Below are 21,966 nucleotides of genomic sequence, written 5' to 3'. Positions count from 1 at the left end.
GCGTCATGCGGGGAGGTTTACGATTTGGGTCACTCACGGCGGCCGGTCTCGCGCTCGCGGCGGCTGTCTATGCCGGCGGCAAGGCGCCCGCGTCGCTGCGAGAAGGCGCCCTCGCCCCGTCTTCGCCGGCCGTCACGGTAGAGACCGCCGCCGCGTCGGCCGGCCCATTGCCGCGCAGCGTCACGGCCGTGGGGTCGCTGCGGGCGGTCCGGCAGGTGACGTTGACGCCTGAGGTCGGCGGACGCGTCGTCGCTATCCATTTTCACGGCGGCGAACGGATCGCCGCCGACATGCCGGCCATCGACTTATACAGCAAGCCGCAACAGGCGGAGCTGGCGCAAAATCGCGCCGAGGAGACCGTGGCCCGGTTGCAATTGCAGCGTTCGACGGAATTGAATCGGCATAACGCGTCCTCCCAGGCCGAGGTCGACAATCGTCAGGCCGCCTTCGACCGCGCGAGCGCCATGGTCGCCGCGAGCGAAGCCGCGATCGCGCAACGGACCGTGCGCGCGCCGTTCTCCGGCATTCTCGGCGTGCGGAACGTCGATCTCGGACAATATCTCAATCCTGGCGACGCGATCGCCACGCTGACCGATCTGGACGAGCTCTTTATCGATTTTGCCGTGCCGCAACGCTATCTGGGCGACCTCGTCGTCGGACAAACAGTGGAGATCGCCACGGACGCCGTCGCCAAACGGCGCTTCGTCGCCAAGCTCGAGACGATCGAGCCGCAGGTCGATCGCGGCACGCGCAATGTCGCGCTCCGCGCCAGGATCGCCAATCACGACCGGCAAATGCGGCCGGGACTCTATGCGACGGCGACGCTGAGCCTCACGCCGGAAAACGGCGTCGTCACCGTGCCGGAGACCGCTGTCTTGGCGAACGCGTCGACCAAGACGGCTTTCGTCGTGCGTGACATCGGCGCCGACGGCGAGGGACGCGTCGAGCAGGTGGTCGTCGAGACCGGGCGGCGAGTCGACAGTCGCGTCGCGATCCTCTCCGGCCTCACGGACGGCGACATCGTCGTAACCAGCGGCCAGTTGCGGCTGTCGCCCGGGCTGAGGGTTAAGTCTTTTTCGCCGGGACAGTCGGACGGCGCGTCGCTCGCCGCCAAATCTCCGCATTCCAAATCTTTGCATTAGAGCGAGGGCGCCGTGGTTTTCACCGACATCTTCGTGAGAAGGCCGGTTCTGGCCGGGGTCGTCAGTCTCCTCATCCTGCTCGCAGGCGTATGGTCGCTGGTCGCGCTGCCGATCCGGCAATATCCTAAGCTGCAGAGCGCGGCGATCACAGTCGAAACCAATTATCCCGGAGCCTCGCAGCGATTGATGCAGGGCTTCGTGACGACGCCCCTCGCGCAAGCGATCTCGACCGCCGACGGGATCGAATATATGACGTCGATCTCGACCGAGGGAAAGAGTCTGATCAAGGCCCGTCTCAAGCTCGAGGCGAATCCCGATCGTACGCTGGCCGAGATCATGGCCAAGGTGCAGCAGGTCAAATATCTACTGCCGCGGGAGGCGTTCGATCCGGTCATCGACAAGATAACGGACGATCCCACGGCGGTGATGTATATCGCGCTGATGAGCGAGACGCTGCCCGCTCCGATCATGACGGACTACGCCGTGCGCGCGGCCCAACCGCTGCTGACGTCGATCAACGGCGTGGCCTCGGCCCAGATCATGGGTGGTCGCAATCTGGCGATGCGCATCTGGCTCGACCCCGACAAGCTTGCGGGACACGACATCACCGCCGCGGAGGTCTCACGAGCCCTGTCGCGCAACAATGTGCAGATTGCAGCGGGTCAAATCAAAGGGCCGCTTACCGCCGTCGCAGTCGCGGCCAATACGGACACGCAGGATCCCGAATCGTTCCGGCAATTGGTGATCAAGGCCGGCGCCGGCGGGCTGGTGCGTCTCGAGGATGTCGCCGTCATCGACATCGGCGAGCAGAACTATGAACAATCCGCGCTGATCAACGGCCGCCCGGCAGTGGTGATCGCCGTCAACGGTGCGCCCGCGGCGAACCCGCTCGAAATCGTGCGCGACGTGACGGCCCTGCTACCACAGCTCGAACGCTCGAAGCCCGTCGGCATGGATATCCAGAACGTGTTCGATGTGGCGCGCTTCGTCGAGGCCGCGCTGCGCGAAGTCGAAAACACGCTGGTGGAAGCTGCGATCATCGTCGTCATCGTGATCTTCCTCTCCCTCGGCTCTGGAAGAGCCGTGCTCATTCCCATCGTCACAATTCCCTTGTCGCTAGTGGGCGCAGCGACGCTGATGCTGGCCGCCGGCTTCAGCCTCAATCTCCTGACGCTGCTGGCCATGGTGCTGGCGATCGGCCTCGTCGTTGACGACGCCATCGTCGTCGTCGAAAACATTCATCGGCATATCGAACACGGGGCCGGACCTTTCGAAGCGTCGCTGCGGGGCGCGCGCGAAGTCGTCGGCCCGGTGATAGCGATGACGATCACGCTCGCCGCGGTCTACGCTCCGATTGGCCTGATGCAGGGGTTGACCGGATCGCTGTTTCGCGAATTCGCCTTCACTTTGGCGGGGGCGGTCGTCGTTTCGGGCGTGGTCGCGCTTTGCGTGTCGCCCATGATGAGTTCGCTGCTCCTACGGCCGCAGAGATCCGAAGGCCGGATCACGGCGGCCATCGAGCATGGATTTGCGCGCCTCGCCGACGCCTACGGCGCATTGCTGAAAGCGACGCTCCGCGTGCGGCCGCTGATGATCGCCGTCTGCCTCGCGACGGTCGCCGGCACGGCCGCGCTCTATCTCGGCGTGAAGCGCGAATTCGCGCCGAGCGAGGATCAGGGTACGGTGATGGAGGTCGCCAAGGGTCCCCGCTACGCCAATCTCGACTACACAGAGCGCTATGCCTCCCGGCTCGAAGCCGCGTTCCGACGACTGCCAGAAACGGACACGACCTGGGTGTTGAGCGGCTCGAGCCAGACCGAACCTGGTCCGCATGGTGTTTTCGCGGGCGTCAACCTCGCGACCTGGAGCAAACGCGAACGCAGCGCGGCGACCATCATGGCGGAGCTGCAAGCAGATGGAGCGCAAAATCCCGGGCTGAGCGTGTTCGCCTTTCTGCTGCCGGCTCTGCCCACCACGCCTGGCCTGCCCGTGCAGATGGTGCTGTTCGGACCGAGCGAGTTCGACCGGTTGTACGAAGTGAGCGGACATATCGCCGAAACGGCGCGAGCGAGCGGCCTGTTCGCGGTGGTCGACACGGACTTGTCGTGGAACAAGCCGGGCTCGACATTGACGATCGACCGCTCCAAGGCGAACAACCTCGGATTGACGATGGAGGACGTCGCCACCACGCTGGCCACTCTCGTCGGAGAAAAATACGTCAACCGCTTCGAGTTTCGTGGACGGTCGTATGACGTGATCCCGCAGGTCGAACGCCGGTTCCGCGCCGACGCGGCGGGCCTGGGCCGTTTCCATGTGCGATCGACGTCCGGCGCCCTGCTCCCTCTCGACACGATCGTCGAGGCGTCCGAACGCGCCGAACCGAACCAGCTCGGACAGTACGATCAGATGAACGCCGCGACGATTTCCGCCGTCCTGGCGCCGGGCGTGACCATGGGGCAGGCCGTGACGTTCCTACGGCGGCAGGCGCGCGACCTGCCCGTGGGTCTTGCAACGGCATGGCTCGGAGAGTCTCGCCAATATGTCACCGAAGGCGATCGGCTCACCGTCGCCTTTGGCCTCGCGCTCGTGGTGATCTTCCTCGTGCTGGCGGCGCAGTTCGAGAGCTTTCGTGACCCGCTCGTGATCCTGGTCAGCGTGCCCCTCTCCGTATTCGGGGCGCTCCTGCCGCTTTGGCTCGGCTATGCGACGCTGAACATCTTCACGCAGATCGGCCTCATCACGCTCGTCGGCCTCATCTCCAAGCACGGCATATTGATGACCGCTTTCGCGAACGAGTTGCAGCGGCGTGACGGTCTCGACCGCCACGCCGCCGTCGTCGAAGCGGCGCGCATCCGGCTACGCCCGATCCTGATGACGACGGCGGCGATGGTCGCAGGACTTTTTCCGCTGATCTTCGCCGCCGGAGCCGGCGGTGCTAGCCGCTTCGCCATCGGCGTCGTGGTGGTGGCCGGCATGCTGGTCGGCACGCTGTTCACGCTGCTTGTGCTGCCGACGATCTATTCGCTTCTCGCTCAGGACCACCGGGGACGGTCGCTCGAGGACGAGCGGTCGGCGTCGGCGGCGTAGGGCCGTCTCCTTCAAAGCCCGAAACGTTTCAGGGCCCCGCCCACGAAGTCGCAGATCGATTATTCTCGTTTTGGAAGACAAAATTGTAATATTCTTCTAAGTCGGCGATCAGACGAGCGAGTTAACATATTGTGGCTTTTTTGTGAAAAGAACGTCAATTTCCACGGAAGCCCGAGCAGTATAAATATCGTGTACAATAGTGAAAATTTTTGATTACCTATTAACGAAATCAACGTGCGATAAGAACGAAGTCGCCGGGCGAGCTGAAGCAGTTAAGGGATCAGCGCGCCGCCGTTTTCCATTTTGGACGCCCGCATAAGTTGGGGCGACCGAATAGAAATTCGGTTTTTGACAGTTTTATTAAAAACGACGAGCAAAACGATTTAAGCTTCAGCTTGGTAGCACGCTCATCGAGCTCGCGTCAGATCGTTCGAACAGATGAAGGGCAGAGACATGACAACGGTAGGAATCGACGACATCTCGATCTACTCGCCAGGTTTCTTCTACCCGCTGGAGGATCTCGCCCACCGGCACGGCATTGATCCCGCCAAATATCTCCAAGGGATCGGCCAGGAGCAGATGGCGGTTCCCTCGCCGGACGAAGACATCGTGAGCATGGCCGCCAACGCCGTCGCGCCGGTCCTGACGGACGACGTTCGTGAACGCATCAGCACTGTGATCTTCGCCACCGAGAGCGGCGTTGATCAGTCGAAATCGGCGGGGATGTTCGTTCACGGCGTGCTCGGACTCAACCCGAACTGCCGCGTCGTCGAATTCAAACAGGCCTGCTACAGCGCCACCGCGGGCCTCCAATTCGCGTGCGACCTCGTGCGTCACCGGCCGAACGAAAAAGTTCTGGTGATCGCCTCCGACATCGCGCGCTACGAGCGCAATTCGGAAGGCGAATGCACCCAAGGGGCGGGGGCCGTCGCGATGGTGATCGCCAAAAACCCGAACCTAGTCGAAATTCATCCGCAGAGCGGCCTGTTCAGCTACGACGTCATGGATTTCTGGCGCCCGAATCATCGCGAAGCCGCCTATGTCGACGGCAAGCTGTCGATCGACGTCTATCTGCGCTCCTTGCGCGAAGCCTATGAGGATTTTCGCCGCAAGGACGGCCTGCCGCTGGCCGCGATCGAAAAGCTCTGCTTCCACCAGCCCTTCACCAAAATGTCGAAGAAAGCCTTCACCGCCTTGCGTGAGGTGGCCGGCGCGGACGCCGACCATCTCGACGAGACGAGCTACATCGAGAGCCAGACCTACGGCCGCCAGATCGGCAACACCTATGCGGCCTCACTCTACATCGCCCTGGCCTCCTTGCTCGACAATTGCGCCGAGGATCTCGACGGCCGCAGCATCGGCCTGTTCAGCTATGGCAGCGGCTCGGTCGGGGAGTTCTTTGCCGCGACGGTACGCAAGGGCTACCGCGGCCATTTGCGCACGCGCGCCCATCGCGCCTTGCTCGCTGGACGGCGCGAAATCGATTACGCGACCTATGTGGCCTGGTTCTACAATTCCATCAAATCGGCGGAAGATCGGGTCTGCCCAGAGGAGACCGCGGGACGCTATCGTCTGGCCGCGATCGAGGCGCAGCGCCGCGTCTACGCAGCCGCCCGCAACCTCCAGCTCAACGCCGTGGCGTAAAGCGATGACGCCGCCCGTCCACGTCACGCGCTCGACCACGCGCAACGGCTCCGTGATCGGCGAATTGCGCCTCGCGCGGCCGGAGCGCGGCAACGCCCTCGACGAGGCGATGCTCGATGCGATCGCAAACGGTTGCGCGGAGCTCGCGGGCGACGGCGCGCTTCGCGCCGTCCTCCTGACCGCCGAAGGCAGGCATTTTTGCGCAGGCGCCGACGTCGCATGGATGCGCCGCGCCGCCGAATTGTCGGATGACGAGAACATCCTCGACGCGGAGCGTCTCGACGCTGCGCTCGGCGCGCTCGCCGGTCTTCCCGTACCACTCGTGGCCAAAGCCCAAGGTTGCGCCTACGGCGGCGGGATCGGCCTGCTGTGCTGCGCCGACATCGTCCTCGCCGAGATGGGCGCGACCTTCCGTTTCAGCGAGCCCCTGCTCGGACTCGTGCCGGCCGTGATCAGCCCGTATGTGGTCCGCGCCATCGGGCTGCGCCGGACGCGGCGCCGTTTCCTCGCGGCGGAGGCTTTCGACGCGGCCCAGGCTCTCGAGGACGGCCTCGTCCACGAAGTGCTCGATGCGGCCGCGCTCAAGGCGCGAACGAGGGTGCTCCTCGACTCCATCGCATCCTGCGGTCCGGTCGCGCTACGCGAATGCAAGGCGCTCCTCGATCGCTTGCAGGCGCGAGACAATCTCGGCGCGGAGACGATCGCCAATCGCCGGTTGATCGCAAGGTTGCGCACGACATCCGAGGCGCATGAAGGCATGGCGGCGTTCCTGGGCAGGCGGCCGCCCGCTTGGCTCGCGGCAGCGTCGGCCGCCGATTGATTTTTTTTGGTTCCCTCGAATGCGTTTCGCACCGGAGAGGAATAGCATCATGTGTGGTTTTTTGGCAATTTACGACAGCGGTCCGCGGCCTGTGGCGCGCGCGAGGATTCTCGATGGTCTGGCGGCCATTCGCCATCGCGGACCAGACGAACGAGATGTCTGGATCGATCCGCGAGGGAACATCGCATTCGGACACGCGCGGCTCAGCATCATAGGCCTCGGCAACGGACGGCAGCCGATCGCCTCCGCGGATGGCTCGATCCATCTGATCGTCAATGGCGAGTTTTACGATTTCGAGCGCATACGCGACGAGCTTCGCGCCCGCGGCTGCGTTTTCCGCACAGAAAGCGACAGCGAGATCGCGCTGCATCTCTATCGCGAATTCGGCACGGCGGGCCTCGAGCGCCTGCGCGGAGAGTTCGCGCTCGTGCTCTACGACGCGAACGAACGCCAACTCGTCGCCATGCGCGATCGCTTCGGGATCAAGCCGCTGTTCATCGCCGAACACGAGGGAGCGATCTATATCGGCTCCGAGATCAAGGCGCTGCTGGCGGCCGGCGTGCCGGCCATCTGGGACGAGGACGCCTATGTCTCGCGCGGCTTCTATCTCTCGAACCAGACGCTGTTCAAAAAAGTCCGCAGCGTCGCGCCCGGACGTTTCGTCACCGCGACGCCGAGCGGACTGCGCGAGCAGACCTATTGGGATCTCGATTTCAGTTCCGCGGATTCGCTCGAAAACAGTCATGTCGATGAAGCGGAGGCGGTCGCCGGACTACGGGAGAAAATCCTCGAAGCGGTGCGGTTGCGCTTGCGGTCGGATGTGCCTGTCGCCGTCTATCTCAGCGGCGGAATCGATTCCTCGGCGATGCTCGGATGCGCGACGCATCTGAGCGGCGCACCGCTCGACGCCTATAATCTCTCCTTCGTGGACTCGGAGGCCCATGACGAACGGCGCTTCGCCGAGCAGGCCGCGGCCCACGCCGGCGCGCGCTTCTACTCGATTCCCGTGACGCAGAACGATCTCGCCGACAATTTCGACGACGCGCTGTGGCACAATGAAACGCCTTTCTTCAACGCGCATGGCGTCGCCAAATATCTTCTCAGTCGGGCGGTCCGAGACGCTGGCGTCAAAGTCGTGCTCACCGGCGAAGGCTCCGACGAGATTTTCGCCGGCTACCCGCATTTTCGTCGGGACATGCTGCTCCATAACGCGCAGCATCAAGATGGCGACGTCGTCGAGGAGTTGCGGTCGAAGCTGAAAGCGAGTGAGGCCGGCTATGGGCGCGAGCGCCTTCCGCCGGATGCGATCTGGATGACAGCGCAACTCGGGCACGGCGTATCCTGGATCGACAATCAGTCGAGCTGGTTCGGCGCTCTGCAAGCGCTCTACGGCGACGAGACCAGGCGGCGCTGGTCGGGGATCGGACCCTATCGGCGCTTCTACAACGGGTCGGCGCATCGCCGGCTCGCCGGCCGCGATCCGGTGCATCGCTCGATGTATCTTTGGGCCAAGAGCTTTCTACCCAATTTCGTGTTGACGACGCTCGGTGATCGCATGGAGATGGCTCACAGCGTCGAAGGGCGAGTGCCGTTGCTCGACCACCATGTCGCCGAATACGCCTGCCGATTGCCCGTCTGGCTCAAGATCAAGGGTGGCACGGAAAAGCACGTCTTCCGCGAAGCGATGCGTCCGTTCCTCCCTGAAACACTTTACAAGCGCAAGAAGCACTACTTCCGCGCCCCCCCCGCGATGCTGCGTCATGACGACCGGCTCTCGCAGCTCGTTCGCGACGCTCTGCAAGGCGACGCGCTGGTCGACCTGCCCTTCTTCGACGCAAAGCTGGTGCGTCGGGCTCTCGCGGAGTTGCCGGGACTGCCGCCGGACCAGCAGGCGCTCCTCGATCCGATGTTCATGGAAATCGCCAGCCTCTGTCTGATGCAGCAGCGCTTCCGCATGAACAGTGAAACAAGCGGCGCTACGGAAAATCTCGTCATGGAGGAGGTGGCATGAAAATCGGAATCATCGGCGCGGGGCTCAACGGCCTCGCCCTCGCCTTGCTCTTGAAACGCTTCGGGGTCGGAGCGGAGGTATACGAGCGCGGCGACGGGCCGCGCGACACGGGTTCGGGAATCTATGTCTGGCCGCAAGGCGTCCAGGTGCTGCGCTTCATGTTCGGGGACGATTGTCTGCTGGCGGCCGGTCAGCCGATCGAGTTTCTCGACACGCTCGACCGGCACGGCAAACTGATCCATAGCCAGCCGGTGCGGCTCGAAGGATTCGAGTTTCCCGCGCCGGCGATGATGTTTGCGCGCAAGCGGTTGTTCGGCATGCTGCGCGACGCTCTCGACGCCCACGCCATCACCGCCAACGCCGGATGCGAATCCATCTCGCAGGACGAGAACGGCGTGACAGTCGACTTCACCGATGGGCTCTCGCGTCGCTTCGATGTCGTCGTTGGAGCCGATGGCGTTTTCTCCCGAGTGCGCAGCGCCGTCGCTCCGGAAGCAATCGTCGCCGACACGGGCGTCGCGGCCTGCCGCGGCATCGTCGAATTCGCGCATCCGGCCCTGCTCGGCGACCGATGCCAGATCTTCACCTACGACGGCGCTCGGGTCGTGACCTATCCGCTCGATGAGAGCCGATCTCTACGCTACTGGTTCTACGCTTATCGGCATCTCGATCGGCCGCTGCTCGACAAGGACGGAATTCGCGCCGCGATCGCAGACATCGCCGATCCTCTTCCGGCGATGGTCGACGCGACGCCGCCCGAATCGATGCTCCACAATCGCCTGCACGCGATAAAGCATATAGAGAACTGGCACCGCGGCCGGGTGACTCTCCTCGGAGACAGCGCGCACGCCATGCTGCCCACGCTCGGTTACGGCTTCACGCTCGGCCTCGAGAATGGCTTCGCTCTCGCTCAATCGCTCGTCTGCAATTGCGACGCGGACATCACGAGTGCTCTGCGCCGCTATTCACGCAGGGTGCGGCTGCGTTCGCGCGAGATGCTCGAGGTCATGAGCGATCTGACCGATCTTTTCTACTTTCGCGAGGAGGGCTCGGTGACGAGCGACACGTTGCAAGACCGGTTGACGAAATTCAGAAGTCTCGCCGAAACCACGGTTTTCTGATGGACGACGAAATGTTTCAGACCGCGCTTCGCGCCTTCATCGCGGAGCGCGTCGAACCGAATATCGACGCCTGGGAACGCGCCGGGGCCTATCCGGCGAGCCTACACGCCGAAGCGGGAGCGGCTCGCCTGCTCTCGCTCGGCGACGTTCCGGGGCCTGTTCTGCCGGCTCATCAGACCCGGATGCGAATGTTGCTCGAAGAAGTCACCCGCGGCGGATCGCAGGGGCTGGCGGTGGGCCTCTGTTCGCACTTCGTCAGCCTGTCGATCGTCGCGTCGGCGGGAGCGGAGGCGTTCGGATCCGTCATCGCCGATGTGCTGGCTGGCGCGCGCATCATCACCCTCGCGCTCACCGAGCCCGACGCCGGTTCCGATCTGACCGCGCTCGACGCGCGCGCCGCGCTCGGAGCCGACGGCGCGTGGCGGATCACCGGCGAGAAACGCTTCATCTGCAATGGAGCGCGCGCCGACTGCCTGGTCCTCGGCGCACGTGTGCTCGATGGCCTCGGCCTCTTCCTGGTCGAGCAGCCGCAAGCCGAGATTGTCGGGTACCCTCTCGAGCCGTCGGGTTGGCGCTGCCTTCCACTCGCAGCGATCCGCTTCGAGAACGCTCGCGCGCGGCTGATCGCCGCCCCCGACCGGAGCGGCCGAATCCTGCGTGGCGCCTTGACGCGAGAGCGGCTCAACTTGGCGATCTCGGCTGCGAGCGCTGCCGAGGCCGTGAGCGCCGTCGCTTTGAAGCACAGCCGAAGCCGTGTCATTCGCAACGCGCCCCTGATCGCCATGACGCATGTTCGCCAGACTCTCGCCGAATTGCATACGGCCGTCGCCATGGCCCGTCATTTCGTGGATCGGACCACCATTGAAGACGGCGAAGTCCAGGTGGCGATGGCTAAGAACGCGGCGACCGCGGCCTTCGCATTCGCGGCGCAGGTCGCGGTTCGATTGCACGGGGCCGCTGGCTGCGTGTCTCCTTCGCTCGCCGAGCGAAGCCTGCGTGACGCCCCTCTCGTCGCCATTGGCGGCGGCACGACCGAGGTGATGAACGAAATCATCGCTCGCTCACTCGAACGGAGACCGGAATGATCAACATATCCGATCATGCGCGCCTGCATAGCCGAGCGCTCCTCACGCACGACTTTCAGCGCTATTGCGGTCTGGAGCTGTTGGAGCAGGAAGCCGGTCGCTGCCGTTGTCGACTGGTCGTCACCCCCGCCATCGACAATCTGAGCCGTTGCCTGCATGGCGGCGTGACCTACGCCATGCTGGACGTCACCAGCATGCTCGCGACTTTGCCTCTGCTGGCTCCTGACGAATATGCGGTCAGCACGAACATGGCGGTCTCGATCCTGACGCCGATGCCGCGCGATTCGATCGCGGAATTTCAAGCCAGCGTGATCCGAGCAGGACGCAGGATGATTTTCACCTCGGTCGTCGCCATACGCGTCGGTGTCGGTGGCGCACACACGCCTTTCGCAACGGCGCAGATTTCCAAGGCGCGAGTGCGGCAGACCATTCCCGTTCCAGACGCAAACGGTATTGTCGAGCGCGCGGCGTCGTAAGGCCGCCAAATTTCGAGTCTCTACTCACACTGATTTTGAAAGCCGATCGATCACGATGACATAAATATTTCAGTTCGAGGTCGTCGAGTGAACGCGAGCGCGCCAATTCGATGCCGGCGTGAGAGGAGTATCGACATGAAACAGGCGATGACGAAAATCACGCTCGAGCAATGGCGCGTGTTCGTCGCCACGGCACGGCACGGAAGTTTTCATCAAGCGGCCGAACGATTGAGCAAGACGCAGTCGGCGGTCAGCCACGCCGTTCGCAAAATGGAGGAATGCCTGGGCCAAGAACTCTTCGCGATCGAAGGACGACGGGCGACCCTGACCAAGGCCGGCGAAATGATTTTTCCTCGCGCACGAGAGCTCATTGGCCATGCGACGCAAATCGAGCACTTCTGCTCGGGTTTCGATCCTAGCTCCGAGGGCGAGATTACCGCCGCAATCGATATTATTTTTCCCAAGCCGATTCTCTTGAATGCACTCCACCAATATTCGCTTCTCTACCCGAGGCTATCGGTACGGGTTTGCGAAACAGCATTGTCGGGCGCGAGCGAAGCCTTCGAGGAAGGACGCGCGCAGATCGGCATAGCGAGCTATCTTCCCGGCCGTATCGTCGCCGAGCCTCTGCTCTCGGTGCGTTTCATCTGTGTGGCCGCCGCGGGCCATCCCCTGCATCAACTCGGCCTGCTCACGCATGAATTGCTCAAGGATCATCGTCAGGTCGTAATGAGCGACTCCGGCCTGAGGGGAGCGGACAGCGGATGGCTCGGCTCACGTCAGCGCTGGACGGTCAGCCACCTTACGACATCGGTCGCCTTCGTCGCCGATGGCCAGGGCTACGCGTGGCTTCCAGAGCACTGCATTCGCGACGAACTCGCATCGGGGCGGCTGCGTCCATTGAACCTGGCGGCGGGACGCAGCCGCATCGTCCAGCTCAACATCGGCTATGGAGAGCATTTGGAACAAGTGCGCCAGATTCTCGATCTCGTCGCAATCTTCCGCGACGCAGTGCAAGATTCCGAGCCTCCTACCCTTCCCACCATGCCAAGCCGCATCGACGCGAACTGTGGGCGAACTATTTCGAGCGTGATGTGAACAAGGTCGTATCCAGCGTCGAAGGCGACCACAGATGACCGAGGCGCGGCAATTTCGAGAAGAGTCGTATTGCCTTACTCGGCGTCGAATCGCCTCGAACCTCGACGCTCGACATACTAGACTGCCGAACGCGAAAATGACGCCGTTTCGCAGCTCATCGGTCGAGCGGCGTAGTAAAGGAGTTATCGTACGAACTCGGCTGGAGTGGCATTCGTCGTCAAATAATCCCGTCCCTGCTGCTCGACCGGCGTGCTCGGACGTCCCGTTATTCTCGATCGCGTCACTGGCGGCGCCTATGGCGATTAAATATTGTGGAGCATAGCTGATGAATACCGATTTCACCATCGCATCTAATGAACCCATGAAGTTCCCAGGGAGCATCGACATTGCGCAAGTGAGGATTGCGCGTCCAACCGATCAACTCGAAGCATTGGTGGCTTTCTATCGCGACGGGTTGGGGCTGGCTGAGCTGTATCGATTTACCGATCATAGTGGATACGATGGTCTCATGTTGGGCCTTCCCGGTCGGGCCTATCATCTAGAATTCACACAGCACCGCGCCGGGAGCCCATGCCCGGCCCCCAGTCGGGACAACTTGTTGGTCCTGTATATTCCAGACGCTCAACAACTCGCGAGCCTGCGCGACCGACTGATCCGATCGGGCAATGAACCTGTCGATCCCGAAAACCCCTATTGGCTCGACCGAGGTCTCACCTTCGAAGATCCCGATGGTTGGCGAGTAGTGCTTTGTGGCGCTCAAGGCATATGAGGCAATTCTATGATCGTAGCCGGGCGCCGTCTGAACTGTCACCGATTTCTCGAAATGGATAATGAGCCGAGCCTTGAAATGACGCCACTTGAAGGGCGATGTCACGTAAACTTGATACAGGCGCGTTGACGCCACGCAGGCTGATTTCAAGCAGCTGTCGTCACGGACTTCCACTCTGCCATCGCCCTGAGGCGATGCAGACGGATGGCGATGGCGGAACGCCTGGAAGGTCTGGATGGAACGAAGAGATTGCGGACTGCCGAGAAGATGTCGACGAAATGTTGCAGCCCCCGCCACGATCGAAACCACTGCATCACTCGCTCGCGCTTTCGTAATGGGGAGTTTTCTGCGCGATTGTTCAAACCCTTGTGCAATCGATGCTCGACGCGCGGCATGATCTGCCGGCGCGCCACGGCATAGGAACCGAGCTTGTCGGTGACTATGCGCCGTGGGCGACAGCCCTGTTTGTGAAGAAGGCGTTTCAGCAATCGCTGAGCCGCTTTGGCGTGACGGCGAACCTGCAAGATTTCGTCGAGGACATATCCGTCTTGATCGACAGCGCGCCAGAGATAGCGCTTTTCACCGTTGATCGAGACGACGACTTCGTCGAGATGCCAAACGTCGCGACGACCGGGCTTTTTGCGCTTCAGACGATGGGCGTAATCGGGACCGAATTTCTTGGCCCAGCGACGGATGGTTTCGTAGGAGAGATCGATCCCCCGTTCGAGGAGCATTTCCTCTGACCTGCCCCCGAAGTTTCATCCAGCGGCGAGTTGGGTCCCGGCGGTTGATACGCCCGCGGGCGTGGGGTGAGCAACAGGCGATCGGCGGAGCTGGTCGGTTGCGCAGCCGATCGCCTGTTGCGGTGAGCGCGGCCGCATAGTCCGCCGGCGTCGCGTAGCCGAGGGAAGAATGCGCGCGCCGGTGGTTATAATCGTGAACCCAAAAGCGAACTTTCTCTCTCGCATGGTCGAGCCCGAAGAACAGCGTCTCATTGCGCAGCTCGTCCCGCATGCGGCCGTTGAAGATCTCGCAGAAGCCGTTCTGCATCGCCTTGCCGGGCATGATGAAATGCAACTCCACCTCGTTCGCCTCCGACCAGGACAGGACGGCGTTCGAGGTGAACTCCGTCCCATTGTCGGAAACGATCATGCCGGGCTTGCCGCGCCTTTCGATCAGCGCCGACAGCTCGCGCGCCACCCGCTTGCCGGAGATCGATGTGTCCGGGATCGCCGCCAGGAATTCGCGCGTCACGTCGTCGACGATGTTCAGGATCCGGAACCGTCGGCCGCTGGCGAACTGGTCGTGCACGAAGTCGAGAGACCATCGCGCATTCGGCTTCGCCTCGACGAGGATCGGCGCCCGTGTTCCCACGGCGCGTCGGCGTGCGCGGCGTTTCCTCACCATCAGCCCTTCCTCGCAGTAGAGCCGATAGATGCGGTTCTTGCCCGAGCGCTCGCCCCGCTGACGAAGCAAGACGAACAGCCTCCGGTAGCCGAAGCGCCGACGCGCATTGGCGAGATTGCGCAGCTCGGCGCGAAGCTCGGCGTCGGCCGGGCGCGTCGACGTGTAGCGCGCCGTCTTGCGATCGATGGCGACGATCCGGCAGGCCCGACGTTCCGACAGGCCCATCACGGCCCGAAGGTGCGCGACGGCGTCGCGCTTGACGGCGGGCCCTACCATTTTTTGCCAGGAGCTCGCGAAGCGCCGCCGCATCGAGCATCTGATCGGCCAAGAGCTTCTTCAGACGCGCGTTTTCCTCCTCCAGCGCCTTCAGCCGCTTGGCCTCGGAAACGTCCATCCCGCCGAACTTGGCCTTCCAATTGTAGAGCGTCGTCTCCGAAACCGCGTATTTGCGCGCGAGGTCCGCCGCCTTCGCTCCGGCTTCCTGCTCCCGCAAAATCCCGATGATCTGCTCTTCCGTGAACCGTTTCTTCTTCATCGTGTCCGTCCTGCAATCGGCCGGACTCTAATCGATGCTGGTGGGATTTTTCAGGGGCAGGTCAGGGCGAATCAAGCGGCGGTTTTGGTTTCGCGGACTATCTCGATTCCAACGCGGAATGTGACGTCTTCGATGAGTTTCGGCAACCGATTTTGTCCTTTCAGGCGCCGCCAGTTCTTCGACGCCGCCATCGCGAGCCTGAACACCATGAGGCGAGCCGCGTTCTTTCATCGCCTCGGCGCGATCCGCGATCGGACTTTCGAGAATCAAAGCTACCGCGCCTCTGGCCTCAATCTCGCGGTCTCCGCCATGATTCTCTCGAGCACCGCGTATCTGGGACGTGTCGTCGACGAGCTGCGTTTCCGCGGCGAAGCCATCCCCGATGAGCTCGTCGCCCACATCGCACCGCTGCTTAGGCTAGGATTTGGAACAGATTCCGCGATGACCCCGACAACAGGCGTAACCGCCCAAGCGAGCGAGCTTTATGAGGTAGAGCGTCCCGTGCTCGGCTCGTCGATTGCCAGCACCGCTGACGAACGCGCCCGCGCACAGGCAGATCTGTGATCAACTTCCAGACGATCGGCTTGCAGCCTTTGGGCGCATCACGTTCGATGCGCTTTTCAACTGTAGACCATAGCTCCACTACAACGCAAGAAACCGCCCCGACGATCAGATCGGGGCGGTGATTGATTTATGTATGAAGTGGTTGCGGACCCGCAACACCCGATTCTTGCGATTGGTTGAACGTGAAATTCCGAAGCTTGCCGCGTAGCAATTTCAGGCCGCACGGCGCAACGGGAACGCCCCGTGGAGGACAGCCGGAAATTACGCTGCCTCCAATCCCGGCTGCGCTGCCGGAACTCTGCCGCCCTGGCCTTGTTGCCGCAGGCGGACGCGAAGCACGATCGGCGATCCGCTGCGCCAACCGACGGAGTAATGCAGTTTTATCGCCAAGTGTTTCCAGTCGCTTCCGGCGGTGAACGCACGACCGTGTCCTCCGGTCCCAGCACGCGTCCATCTTGGGCGCGAAGCTCCAGTTTCCGCACCGGAAGGCCACTCCTCTTATCGACTAGAAGGACGTGAGCCTCGTCGGGCTCGAAGAAGAAGTCCTCGCCCCACTGCCTGAGAGCGACCAGGAGCGGAAACAGGCCGCGCCCCTTTTCTGTCAGCACGTATTCCTGATAGGGGCTCCCGTCGGACGCGGGGACGGTGTCCATGATGCCGTGTGCGACCAGGTTGCGCAAACGGGCCGCGAGGATGTTCTTCGCAAGCCCCAGGTCCTTTTGAAATTCCCCGAACCGGCGCAGGCCATCGAAAGCATCCCGAACGATCAGCAACGACCACCAGTCTCCGATCGCGTCCAGTGGCCTAGCAACGCCGCAGCTCGAATCTTTGTGGCTGATTCTCTTGACCATTGAGACGGTGCTCCCGCGTTCAATCTCCCGCATGCCATCTCCCCTCGAAGCCGGGAAGATCGCGGCTTGTCGCCTTTTGGATGTAGTAGTTGCAAATTAAAACCTCAAGCGATATAACGGCGTATGGTTTTAAGTTGAAACCACATGCCCAACTAGTGCTGACCCCGGGAGAGGAGACGTGCATGACCCGATCCGACGCCACCTTCGGCGGTAGCTTTCCGTACACCCCGCATTTCACCGCGGCTCCCGGCTTCCGTATGCATTATGTCGATGAGGGGCCCCGCGAAGCAGGGGTCATACTCTGCCTGCACGGCGAGCCGACCTGGGGCTATCTGTTTCGCCACTTGGTCCCGGTGTTGAGCATAACGCACCGTGTAGTCGTCCCGGACCATATGGGCTTCGGCAAGAGCGATACGCCGCCGGACCGTGCCTACTGGCTGCAGGATCACGTCGACAATCTGGAGTACTTCGTTCTTGCGCTCGATCTCGACGATATCACCCTCGTCATGCACGACTTCGGCGGCCCGGTTGGCATGGGGCTCGCCGCCCGGCATCCCAACCGCATTCGTCGCGTTATCTCGACCAACGGACCGACGCCGTTTGGCCAGGCCGATCTCGTTGAGCGAGTGACTGCGAATGCCGGCGTCTCGCCCTGGTTTCAATGGATCGCGAAAGCCGAAGCGGACGGCAGCCTCGAAGCGGTGCTGGGGCAGCTCGGTTTCAATATCCTGAGCACGCTCAAGCTCAACGGCTTCGAGAACAACACGCTCATCACCGACACATGGCTCGACGCCTACGGATCGCCTTTCGCAAGCCCTGCCGACTGTCTCGGCGCGATCGGCTGGGCCAAGGGCTTCGCCACGGGTGCGCACAGATTCGAGACGCCTGACGCAGCGGCCATCCGCGCCATCCATGCCAGACCCGCCCTCGCCATCTGGGGTGAAGCAGACCGCACGCTTCACGCCGAACATTTCGTGCCGCTCTTCACCCAGCTCTTTCCGGCCGCGTCGGTGCATCGTCTGGCTGGCGTTGGTCACTACTGCCTCGAAGATGCCCCCGACGAGGTCGGTAGGCTCATCACGCAGTTCATCCGGCAGGGCTGAGCGCACAGCGATTTCTCGTCCCCGTCCGGGCCGGCAGATCGGCTGGCGGCTTCCTGAGAGTTGGACGGATTGCATATCGAAACCACAACCGCCACGCCCATTGCAGTTGCAAATTAATACTTCCAGATTGGAGGGGGCCACGAGCATCGAAAGCGAGGCCGTCGTAGACCTTCAACATTATCGGTCTCTTCGTGACGTCCTAATCTATAGGTGATCATTTCAAAGCCGGTCGATGTCTATCGCGGAATGGACGTGCGGCCCAATCGTCTCATCTTCGACGGCACGATGCGACCCTCCTGCGTCGCTGGCAAAGCAAGTGGAAGGTGAATGAACACGCGCTTCTTGCCGCCTCGCGAAGTCAGAGACGGATGACGAGCTTGCCGAAGTGGCGGCCGCTCGCGAGTTCGTCGTAGGCGGCTTGCATCTCGTCGAACGAAAAAGTCCGATCGATCACAGGACGGATAAGATGCTCGGCGAGGAAAGCGTTCATCGCCTCGAACTGCTCGGCGGAGCCGACATTGATGCCGTCGATGGTTCCGTTGATCAGCTGCAGCCGCATCAGGTTCGAGTGCGGTCCGAAGCCGGTAAACACGCCGATCTGTGCGATATGCCCCCAGGCGGCGAGCGCGCGCAGCGAACGGTCGAAGGTGTCCGGTCCGCCGAGTTCGAGAACGTGCGAGACGCCGAGCCCGCCCGTCAGCTTGCGGACTTCGACATCCCAGTCCGGCGTCGTGCGATAGTTCACCGTCGCGAAGGCGCCGAGCTTCGTTGCGCGTTCACGCTTCTCGTCCGAGGACGACAACACGATGGTTTTCGCGCCGAGGGCGCTCGCGATCTGCAAGCCAAAGAGCGCGACGCCGCCCGTGCCCTGCACCAGCAGCGTGTCGCCGACTGAGAGACCGCCGCGCACGACCAGCGCCTGCCAGGCGGTCAAGGCGGCGCAGGGAAGCGTCGCGGCCTCTTCCAGGCTAAGGCTGTCCGGGACGGGCGCCAACGAGGCTTCGGGCACGACGACCAGATCCGCCAGCACGCCGTCGGTCTCGCCGCCGCCGAGCGCCGATGGGCCGTAGGCCTCACGATAGGGACCGACAACCCAATCCCGGTAGAAAGTTGGAGCGACGCGGTCTCCTGCGCGCCAGCGGGCAACATCGGCGCCGGTCGCGACGACGCGGCCGGCTCCGTCGGAGAACGGAATCAACCCCTCGCGCACCGGCCCCAACTCGCCGCGCAGCACGAGCAGGTCGCGGTAATTGAGGCTCACCGCCTCGATCCCGACGAGAACCTCGTTTGGCCCAGGAGTCGGCGCCGCCTCGCGGAACTGCTGGAGGCGAAGGCCGCGGTCGGCGGGCGTAAGCCTGTAAGCTCTGCGTGTCGTGGGGATAGATGAGCTGGAATCGGTCACGGGTTTCTCCATTTGCAATAAACTAGCGAACGATATTAAAATAAGTCCCCGCATCCTCGTCAAGGGATTTTTATATTGGTCACTATGAAAACCATCGCAAAGCGGCCGCGCGGCCGGCCGCGAGCGATCGACCGGGACGAGGCGCTGGAGACGGCGCTCCAGCTGTTCTGGCGTCGTGGCTATGAGGGGACGTCGATCGCCGACCTGACCGCGGCCATGGGGGTGACGCCGCCGAGTCTCTACACCGTCTTCGGCAGCAAGGAGCAGCTCTACCGCGAGGCGCTCGACCGCTACGGCGCCACCTACGGCTCCTTCGCCCAGCGCGCGCTCGCCGAAGAGCCGAGCGCCCAGCGCGCGATCGAACGCATTCTGCGTGAGGCGATCCAGGTCTACGCGGAGGGGCCGGCGCCGGCAGGCTGCATGCTGGCGAGCGGCGCGGTAGCGTGCGCGCCTGAGCACGCTTCGGTGGCGGCGGATGTTGCAAGGCGAAGGCTCGCGACGATCGCGGCGATCAAGGCGCGCTTCGATCGCGCAGCCAGCGAAGGCGAACTCGCGCCGTCGACCGATACGCAGGCCCTCGCCTCTTACTATGCCGCCGTTGTGCAGGGGCTGTCGATCCAGGCTCGCGATGGCGTCAGCCGGAAGATCCTCGATGCATTGGCGGACGTCGCTCTCTCGGCGTGGCCGGGCTCGCGGGCGGATCGACCAGCGCAAAGTCCATGAGGGACCGGCGGCGCCCGACTATGGCAATTGATCGAAATCGAAGTCCCCGAACTGGCCGCATAGTCGTCCCAAAGTCGGTTGCGTCGTTTCGAGCGGCGCAACGCCAGCGCCCTTACGTCGGCGAGAAGACAGCTCTCAGCGGCGGATCGAGTTTCGAACGGAGGCGCGGTCTCGACGGCGGCGGCTTTTCGTGGTCATGAGATCGAACGCAGCAAGAAACGCATCCACCATCGCGTTCAGCCGATCCGCGCCGACACCGTCCCGGGCCTGCACCGACAAGCCGTGAAGCATCGTGGCGCAACAGTCGCCGAGCGCCGCCTCGTCGACATGCTCCTCGAGCTCTCCGGTGTGTTTCGCCCGTCGTAATCGATCGATGATCGACTGTGTTCTCGCTTTGCGGTGCTCGGACAGCCAGGCGCCCAGAGCGGCGTTCTCCCGCGCGCAGTTGGTCGCGGCGGTGACGACCATGCAGCCTCTCTGCCCTTTCGTATAGAGCTCGATAGCCGCCCGGAACATGTCGTCCAAGGCGGAGCGAATGTCCGTCGCCTCGGATAGGGCGCGGTCCGCGAAACCGCCTTCTTCCGCTTCATAGACCTCGATCGCCTCGCGGAACAACGCCTCCTTCGAGCCGAAAGCCGCATAGATGCGCGCCGACGCGATGCCGAGAGCCTCCACCAGATCGGACATGGACGCGCCCTCGTAACCGCGCGCCCAAAAGAGGTCGCGCGCCTTTTTCAACGCCAAATCTCGGTCGAACTCCCTGGGTCTGCCGGCCATATGATCGCGCCATTTTTGTCGCGCTATTGTTGATCGACCCACAAATAATCGGCTTGACATCGGCGCGCAAGCGCGCATTTTTTGTTGGTCAACAAATAATGGTGGCGCGATGAAAACGATCAAGGGTCCGAGCATCCATCTGGCGCAGTTCAGCGATGCGCGAAAGCCTTTCGACACTCTGGCCGCCATCGCCGGCTGGGCGAGCGAACTCGGCTTCGAGGCCCTGCAAATTCCGGCCTGGGATCGTCGCTTGTTCGATGTCGCCGAGGCTGCCGAGAGCGAGACCTATTGCGACGAGATTGCAGGAATTCTGGCCGAGCGCGGACTCGTCGTCAGCGAGCTGACGACGCACATTTTCGGTCAGCTGGTCGCCGTGCATCCGGCCTATGACGCGATGTGCGACGCTTTCGTCCCCGAGCAGATTCGCGGAAATGCCGCCGCGCGAAGCGAATGGGCGCTGCGACGACTCGAGCTCGCGGCCAAGGCCTCGCGCCGGCTCGGGCTGACCGCGATGGGGACATTCTCGGGCTCGCTCCTCTGGCCTTATTTCTTCCCCTTCCCGCAGCGTCCGGAGGGATTGGTCGAAGCCGCTTTCGACGAGCTGGCCCGACGATGGATGCCCGTCCTCGACGCCTGCGGCGAGCAGGGAATCGACCTCTGCTATGAACTTCACCCGAGCGAGGATCTGCATGACGGCGTCAGCTTCGAGATGCTGCTCGCGCGTGTCGGCGGGCATCGCCGGTGCCGGATTCTCTACGATCCCAGCCATTTCGTTTTGCAGCAGCTCAAATATCTCGACTTCATCGACATCTACCACGATCGGATCGGCATGTTCCACGTCAAGGACGCGGAGTTCAATCCGACCGGACGCCAGGGCGTCTATGGCGGCTATCGGTCGTGGACCGAGCGGGCGGGACGCTTCCGGTCATTGGGCGATGGGCAGATCGATTTTCGTTCGATCTTCTCGAAGCTCGCCCAATATGATTTCGGCGGCTGGGCCACGCTCGAATGGGAATGCTGCCTGAAAAATAGCGAAGACGGCGCGCGCGAAGGCGCGGCCTTCATTCGCGACCACACGATAAAGGTCACGGAAAAGATCTTCGACGATTTCGCGGGAACGCCCCTGAGCGCGGCTCAGACGAATGCGATCCTCGGCATCTCCTGAGCCAACTCCTGGGACGTTCATCATGGCGAATTCGATCGCGCCGGACGCTTCGTCCGACGGCTTTGCGCATCATTATATGCACGTGGACGATCAGAGAATTCACTGCTCCGTTCTCGGCGATGGCGAGCCGGTTCTCTTGATCCCGGGCTGGCCGCAAACCTGGTACGCATGGCGCCACACGATGGC

Annotated in this window: 17 protein-coding genes and 3 pseudogenes; 14 read left to right on the top strand and 6 right to left on the bottom strand. The window is 62.8% G+C overall.

Annotated elements, in window-relative coordinates; all coding sequences use genetic code 11:
• The first annotated feature begins 5 nt into the window (after positions 1-5).
• The 10 genes from ACT53T_RS04515 (at position 6) to ACT53T_RS04470 (ending at position 13,253) form a co-directional block, all read left to right on the top strand.
• Complete coding sequence (locus tag ACT53T_RS04515) at positions 6-1,142, top strand: efflux RND transporter periplasmic adaptor subunit (RefSeq protein ID WP_476160298.1); 1,137 nt, start codon at positions 6-8, stop codon at positions 1,140-1,142.
• A gap of 12 nt (positions 1,143-1,154) precedes the next feature.
• Positions 1,155-4,229, top strand: coding sequence for an efflux RND transporter permease subunit (locus ACT53T_RS04510; protein WP_476160297.1), 3,075 nt, complete (start codon positions 1,155-1,157; stop codon positions 4,227-4,229).
• 453 nt (positions 4,230-4,682) lie between these two features.
• A complete protein-coding gene (locus ACT53T_RS04505) occupies positions 4,683-5,873 on the top strand; it encodes a hydroxymethylglutaryl-CoA synthase (protein WP_476160296.1) in 1,191 nt (396 codons plus the stop codon).
• Between the two features lie 64 nt (positions 5,874-5,937).
• Positions 5,938-6,693 (top strand): enoyl-CoA hydratase-related protein, encoded by a 756-nt coding sequence (locus ACT53T_RS04500; RefSeq protein ID WP_476160295.1) that lies wholly within the window; start codon positions 5,938-5,940, stop codon positions 6,691-6,693.
• Between the two features lie 49 nt (positions 6,694-6,742).
• Positions 6,743-8,704 (top strand): asparagine synthase (glutamine-hydrolyzing), encoded by a 1,962-nt coding sequence (asnB, locus tag ACT53T_RS04495; protein ID WP_476160294.1) that lies wholly within the window; start codon positions 6,743-6,745, stop codon positions 8,702-8,704.
• A complete protein-coding gene (locus ACT53T_RS04490; protein ID WP_476160293.1) occupies positions 8,701-9,825 on the top strand; it encodes an FAD-dependent monooxygenase in 1,125 nt (374 codons plus the stop codon). Before asnB ends, ACT53T_RS04490 begins: the two co-directional genes overlap by 4 nt.
• Before the next feature lie 11 nt (positions 9,826-9,836).
• Entirely contained in the window at positions 9,837-10,910 is a 1,074-nt protein-coding gene (locus tag ACT53T_RS04485; protein WP_476160292.1) for an acyl-CoA dehydrogenase family protein, read from the top strand.
• Positions 10,907-11,386: a PaaI family thioesterase gene (locus ACT53T_RS04480; RefSeq protein ID WP_476160291.1), complete on the top strand. Its 480-nt coding sequence runs from the start codon at positions 10,907-10,909 to the stop codon at positions 11,384-11,386. The genes ACT53T_RS04485 and ACT53T_RS04480 overlap by 4 nt, the downstream gene beginning before the upstream one ends.
• 135 nt (positions 11,387-11,521) lie before the next feature.
• Positions 11,522-12,484 (top strand): LysR family transcriptional regulator, encoded by a 963-nt coding sequence (locus ACT53T_RS04475; protein WP_476160290.1) that lies wholly within the window; start codon positions 11,522-11,524, stop codon positions 12,482-12,484.
• Positions 12,485-12,809: 325 nt separating this feature from the next.
• Positions 12,810-13,253 (top strand): VOC family protein, encoded by a 444-nt coding sequence (locus tag ACT53T_RS04470; RefSeq protein WP_409455275.1) that lies wholly within the window; start codon positions 12,810-12,812, stop codon positions 13,251-13,253.
• A 146-nt stretch (positions 13,254-13,399) separates the two neighbouring features.
• Here the strand turns inward: ACT53T_RS04470 and ACT53T_RS04465 are convergent.
• The 3 pseudogenes from ACT53T_RS04465 to ACT53T_RS04455 form a co-directional block, all read right to left on the bottom strand.
• Positions 13,400-13,993, bottom strand: a pseudogene (locus ACT53T_RS04465) (IS6 family transposase); the annotation flags it as partial.
• A gap of 18 nt (positions 13,994-14,011) precedes the next feature.
• Positions 14,012-15,195: pseudogene (locus tag ACT53T_RS04460) on the bottom strand (IS3 family transposase).
• Between the two features lie 71 nt (positions 15,196-15,266).
• Positions 15,267-15,413, bottom strand: a pseudogene (locus ACT53T_RS04455) (IS256 family transposase); the annotation flags it as partial.
• On the opposite strand from ACT53T_RS04455, the gene ACT53T_RS04450 reads away from it, so the two are divergent.
• Positions 15,403-15,759 carry a Tn3 family transposase gene (locus ACT53T_RS04450; protein ID WP_476160304.1) on the top strand — a complete coding sequence of 119 codons (357 nt, stop codon included), beginning with the start codon at positions 15,403-15,405 and terminating at the stop codon, positions 15,757-15,759. The pseudogene ACT53T_RS04455 and the gene ACT53T_RS04450 sit on opposite strands and share 11 nt — an antisense overlap.
• A 380-nt stretch (positions 15,760-16,139) precedes the next feature.
• On the opposite strand, the gene ACT53T_RS04445 is transcribed toward ACT53T_RS04450, so the two are convergent.
• The gene (locus ACT53T_RS04445; RefSeq protein WP_476160289.1) at positions 16,140-16,610 is read right to left on the bottom strand and encodes a winged helix-turn-helix transcriptional regulator; all 471 of its coding nucleotides are present in this window, start codon (positions 16,608-16,610) and stop codon (positions 16,140-16,142) included.
• A 182-nt stretch (positions 16,611-16,792) separates the two neighbouring features.
• On the opposite strand from ACT53T_RS04445, the gene ACT53T_RS04440 reads away from it, so the two are divergent.
• A complete protein-coding gene (locus tag ACT53T_RS04440; protein ID WP_476160288.1) occupies positions 16,793-17,713 on the top strand; it encodes an alpha/beta fold hydrolase in 921 nt (306 codons plus the stop codon).
• A gap of 358 nt (positions 17,714-18,071) precedes the next feature.
• On the opposite strand, the gene ACT53T_RS04435 is transcribed toward ACT53T_RS04440, so the two are convergent.
• Complete coding sequence (locus tag ACT53T_RS04435; protein ID WP_476160287.1) at positions 18,072-19,115, bottom strand: zinc-dependent alcohol dehydrogenase family protein; 1,044 nt, start codon at positions 19,113-19,115, stop codon at positions 18,072-18,074.
• Positions 19,116-19,199: 84 nt separating this feature from the next.
• Here ACT53T_RS04435 and ACT53T_RS04430 point away from each other — a divergent pair, with 84 nt between their 5' ends.
• Positions 19,200-19,838 carry a TetR/AcrR family transcriptional regulator gene (locus ACT53T_RS04430; protein WP_476160286.1) on the top strand — a complete coding sequence of 213 codons (639 nt, stop codon included), beginning with the start codon at positions 19,200-19,202 and terminating at the stop codon, positions 19,836-19,838.
• 135 nt (positions 19,839-19,973) lie between these two features.
• On the opposite strand, the gene ACT53T_RS04425 is transcribed toward ACT53T_RS04430, so the two are convergent.
• Positions 19,974-20,738 carry a TetR/AcrR family transcriptional regulator gene (locus tag ACT53T_RS04425; RefSeq protein ID WP_476160285.1) on the bottom strand — a complete coding sequence of 255 codons (765 nt, stop codon included), beginning with the start codon at positions 20,736-20,738 and terminating at the stop codon, positions 19,974-19,976.
• Between ACT53T_RS04425 and ACT53T_RS04420 the strand changes: the two genes are divergently transcribed.
• Positions 20,725-21,780, top strand: coding sequence for a sugar phosphate isomerase/epimerase family protein (locus tag ACT53T_RS04420; RefSeq protein ID WP_476160284.1), 1,056 nt, complete (start codon positions 20,725-20,727; stop codon positions 21,778-21,780). The two genes, ACT53T_RS04425 and ACT53T_RS04420, sit on opposite strands and share 14 nt — an antisense overlap.
• Positions 21,781-21,966 lie beyond the last annotated feature (186 nt).

It is taken from the genome of Methylosinus sp. DMC45 (assembly GCF_056313885.1).
Note: the sequence above shows the minus strand (reverse complement) of the source record. Positions and strands in the feature narration are given on the sequence as shown.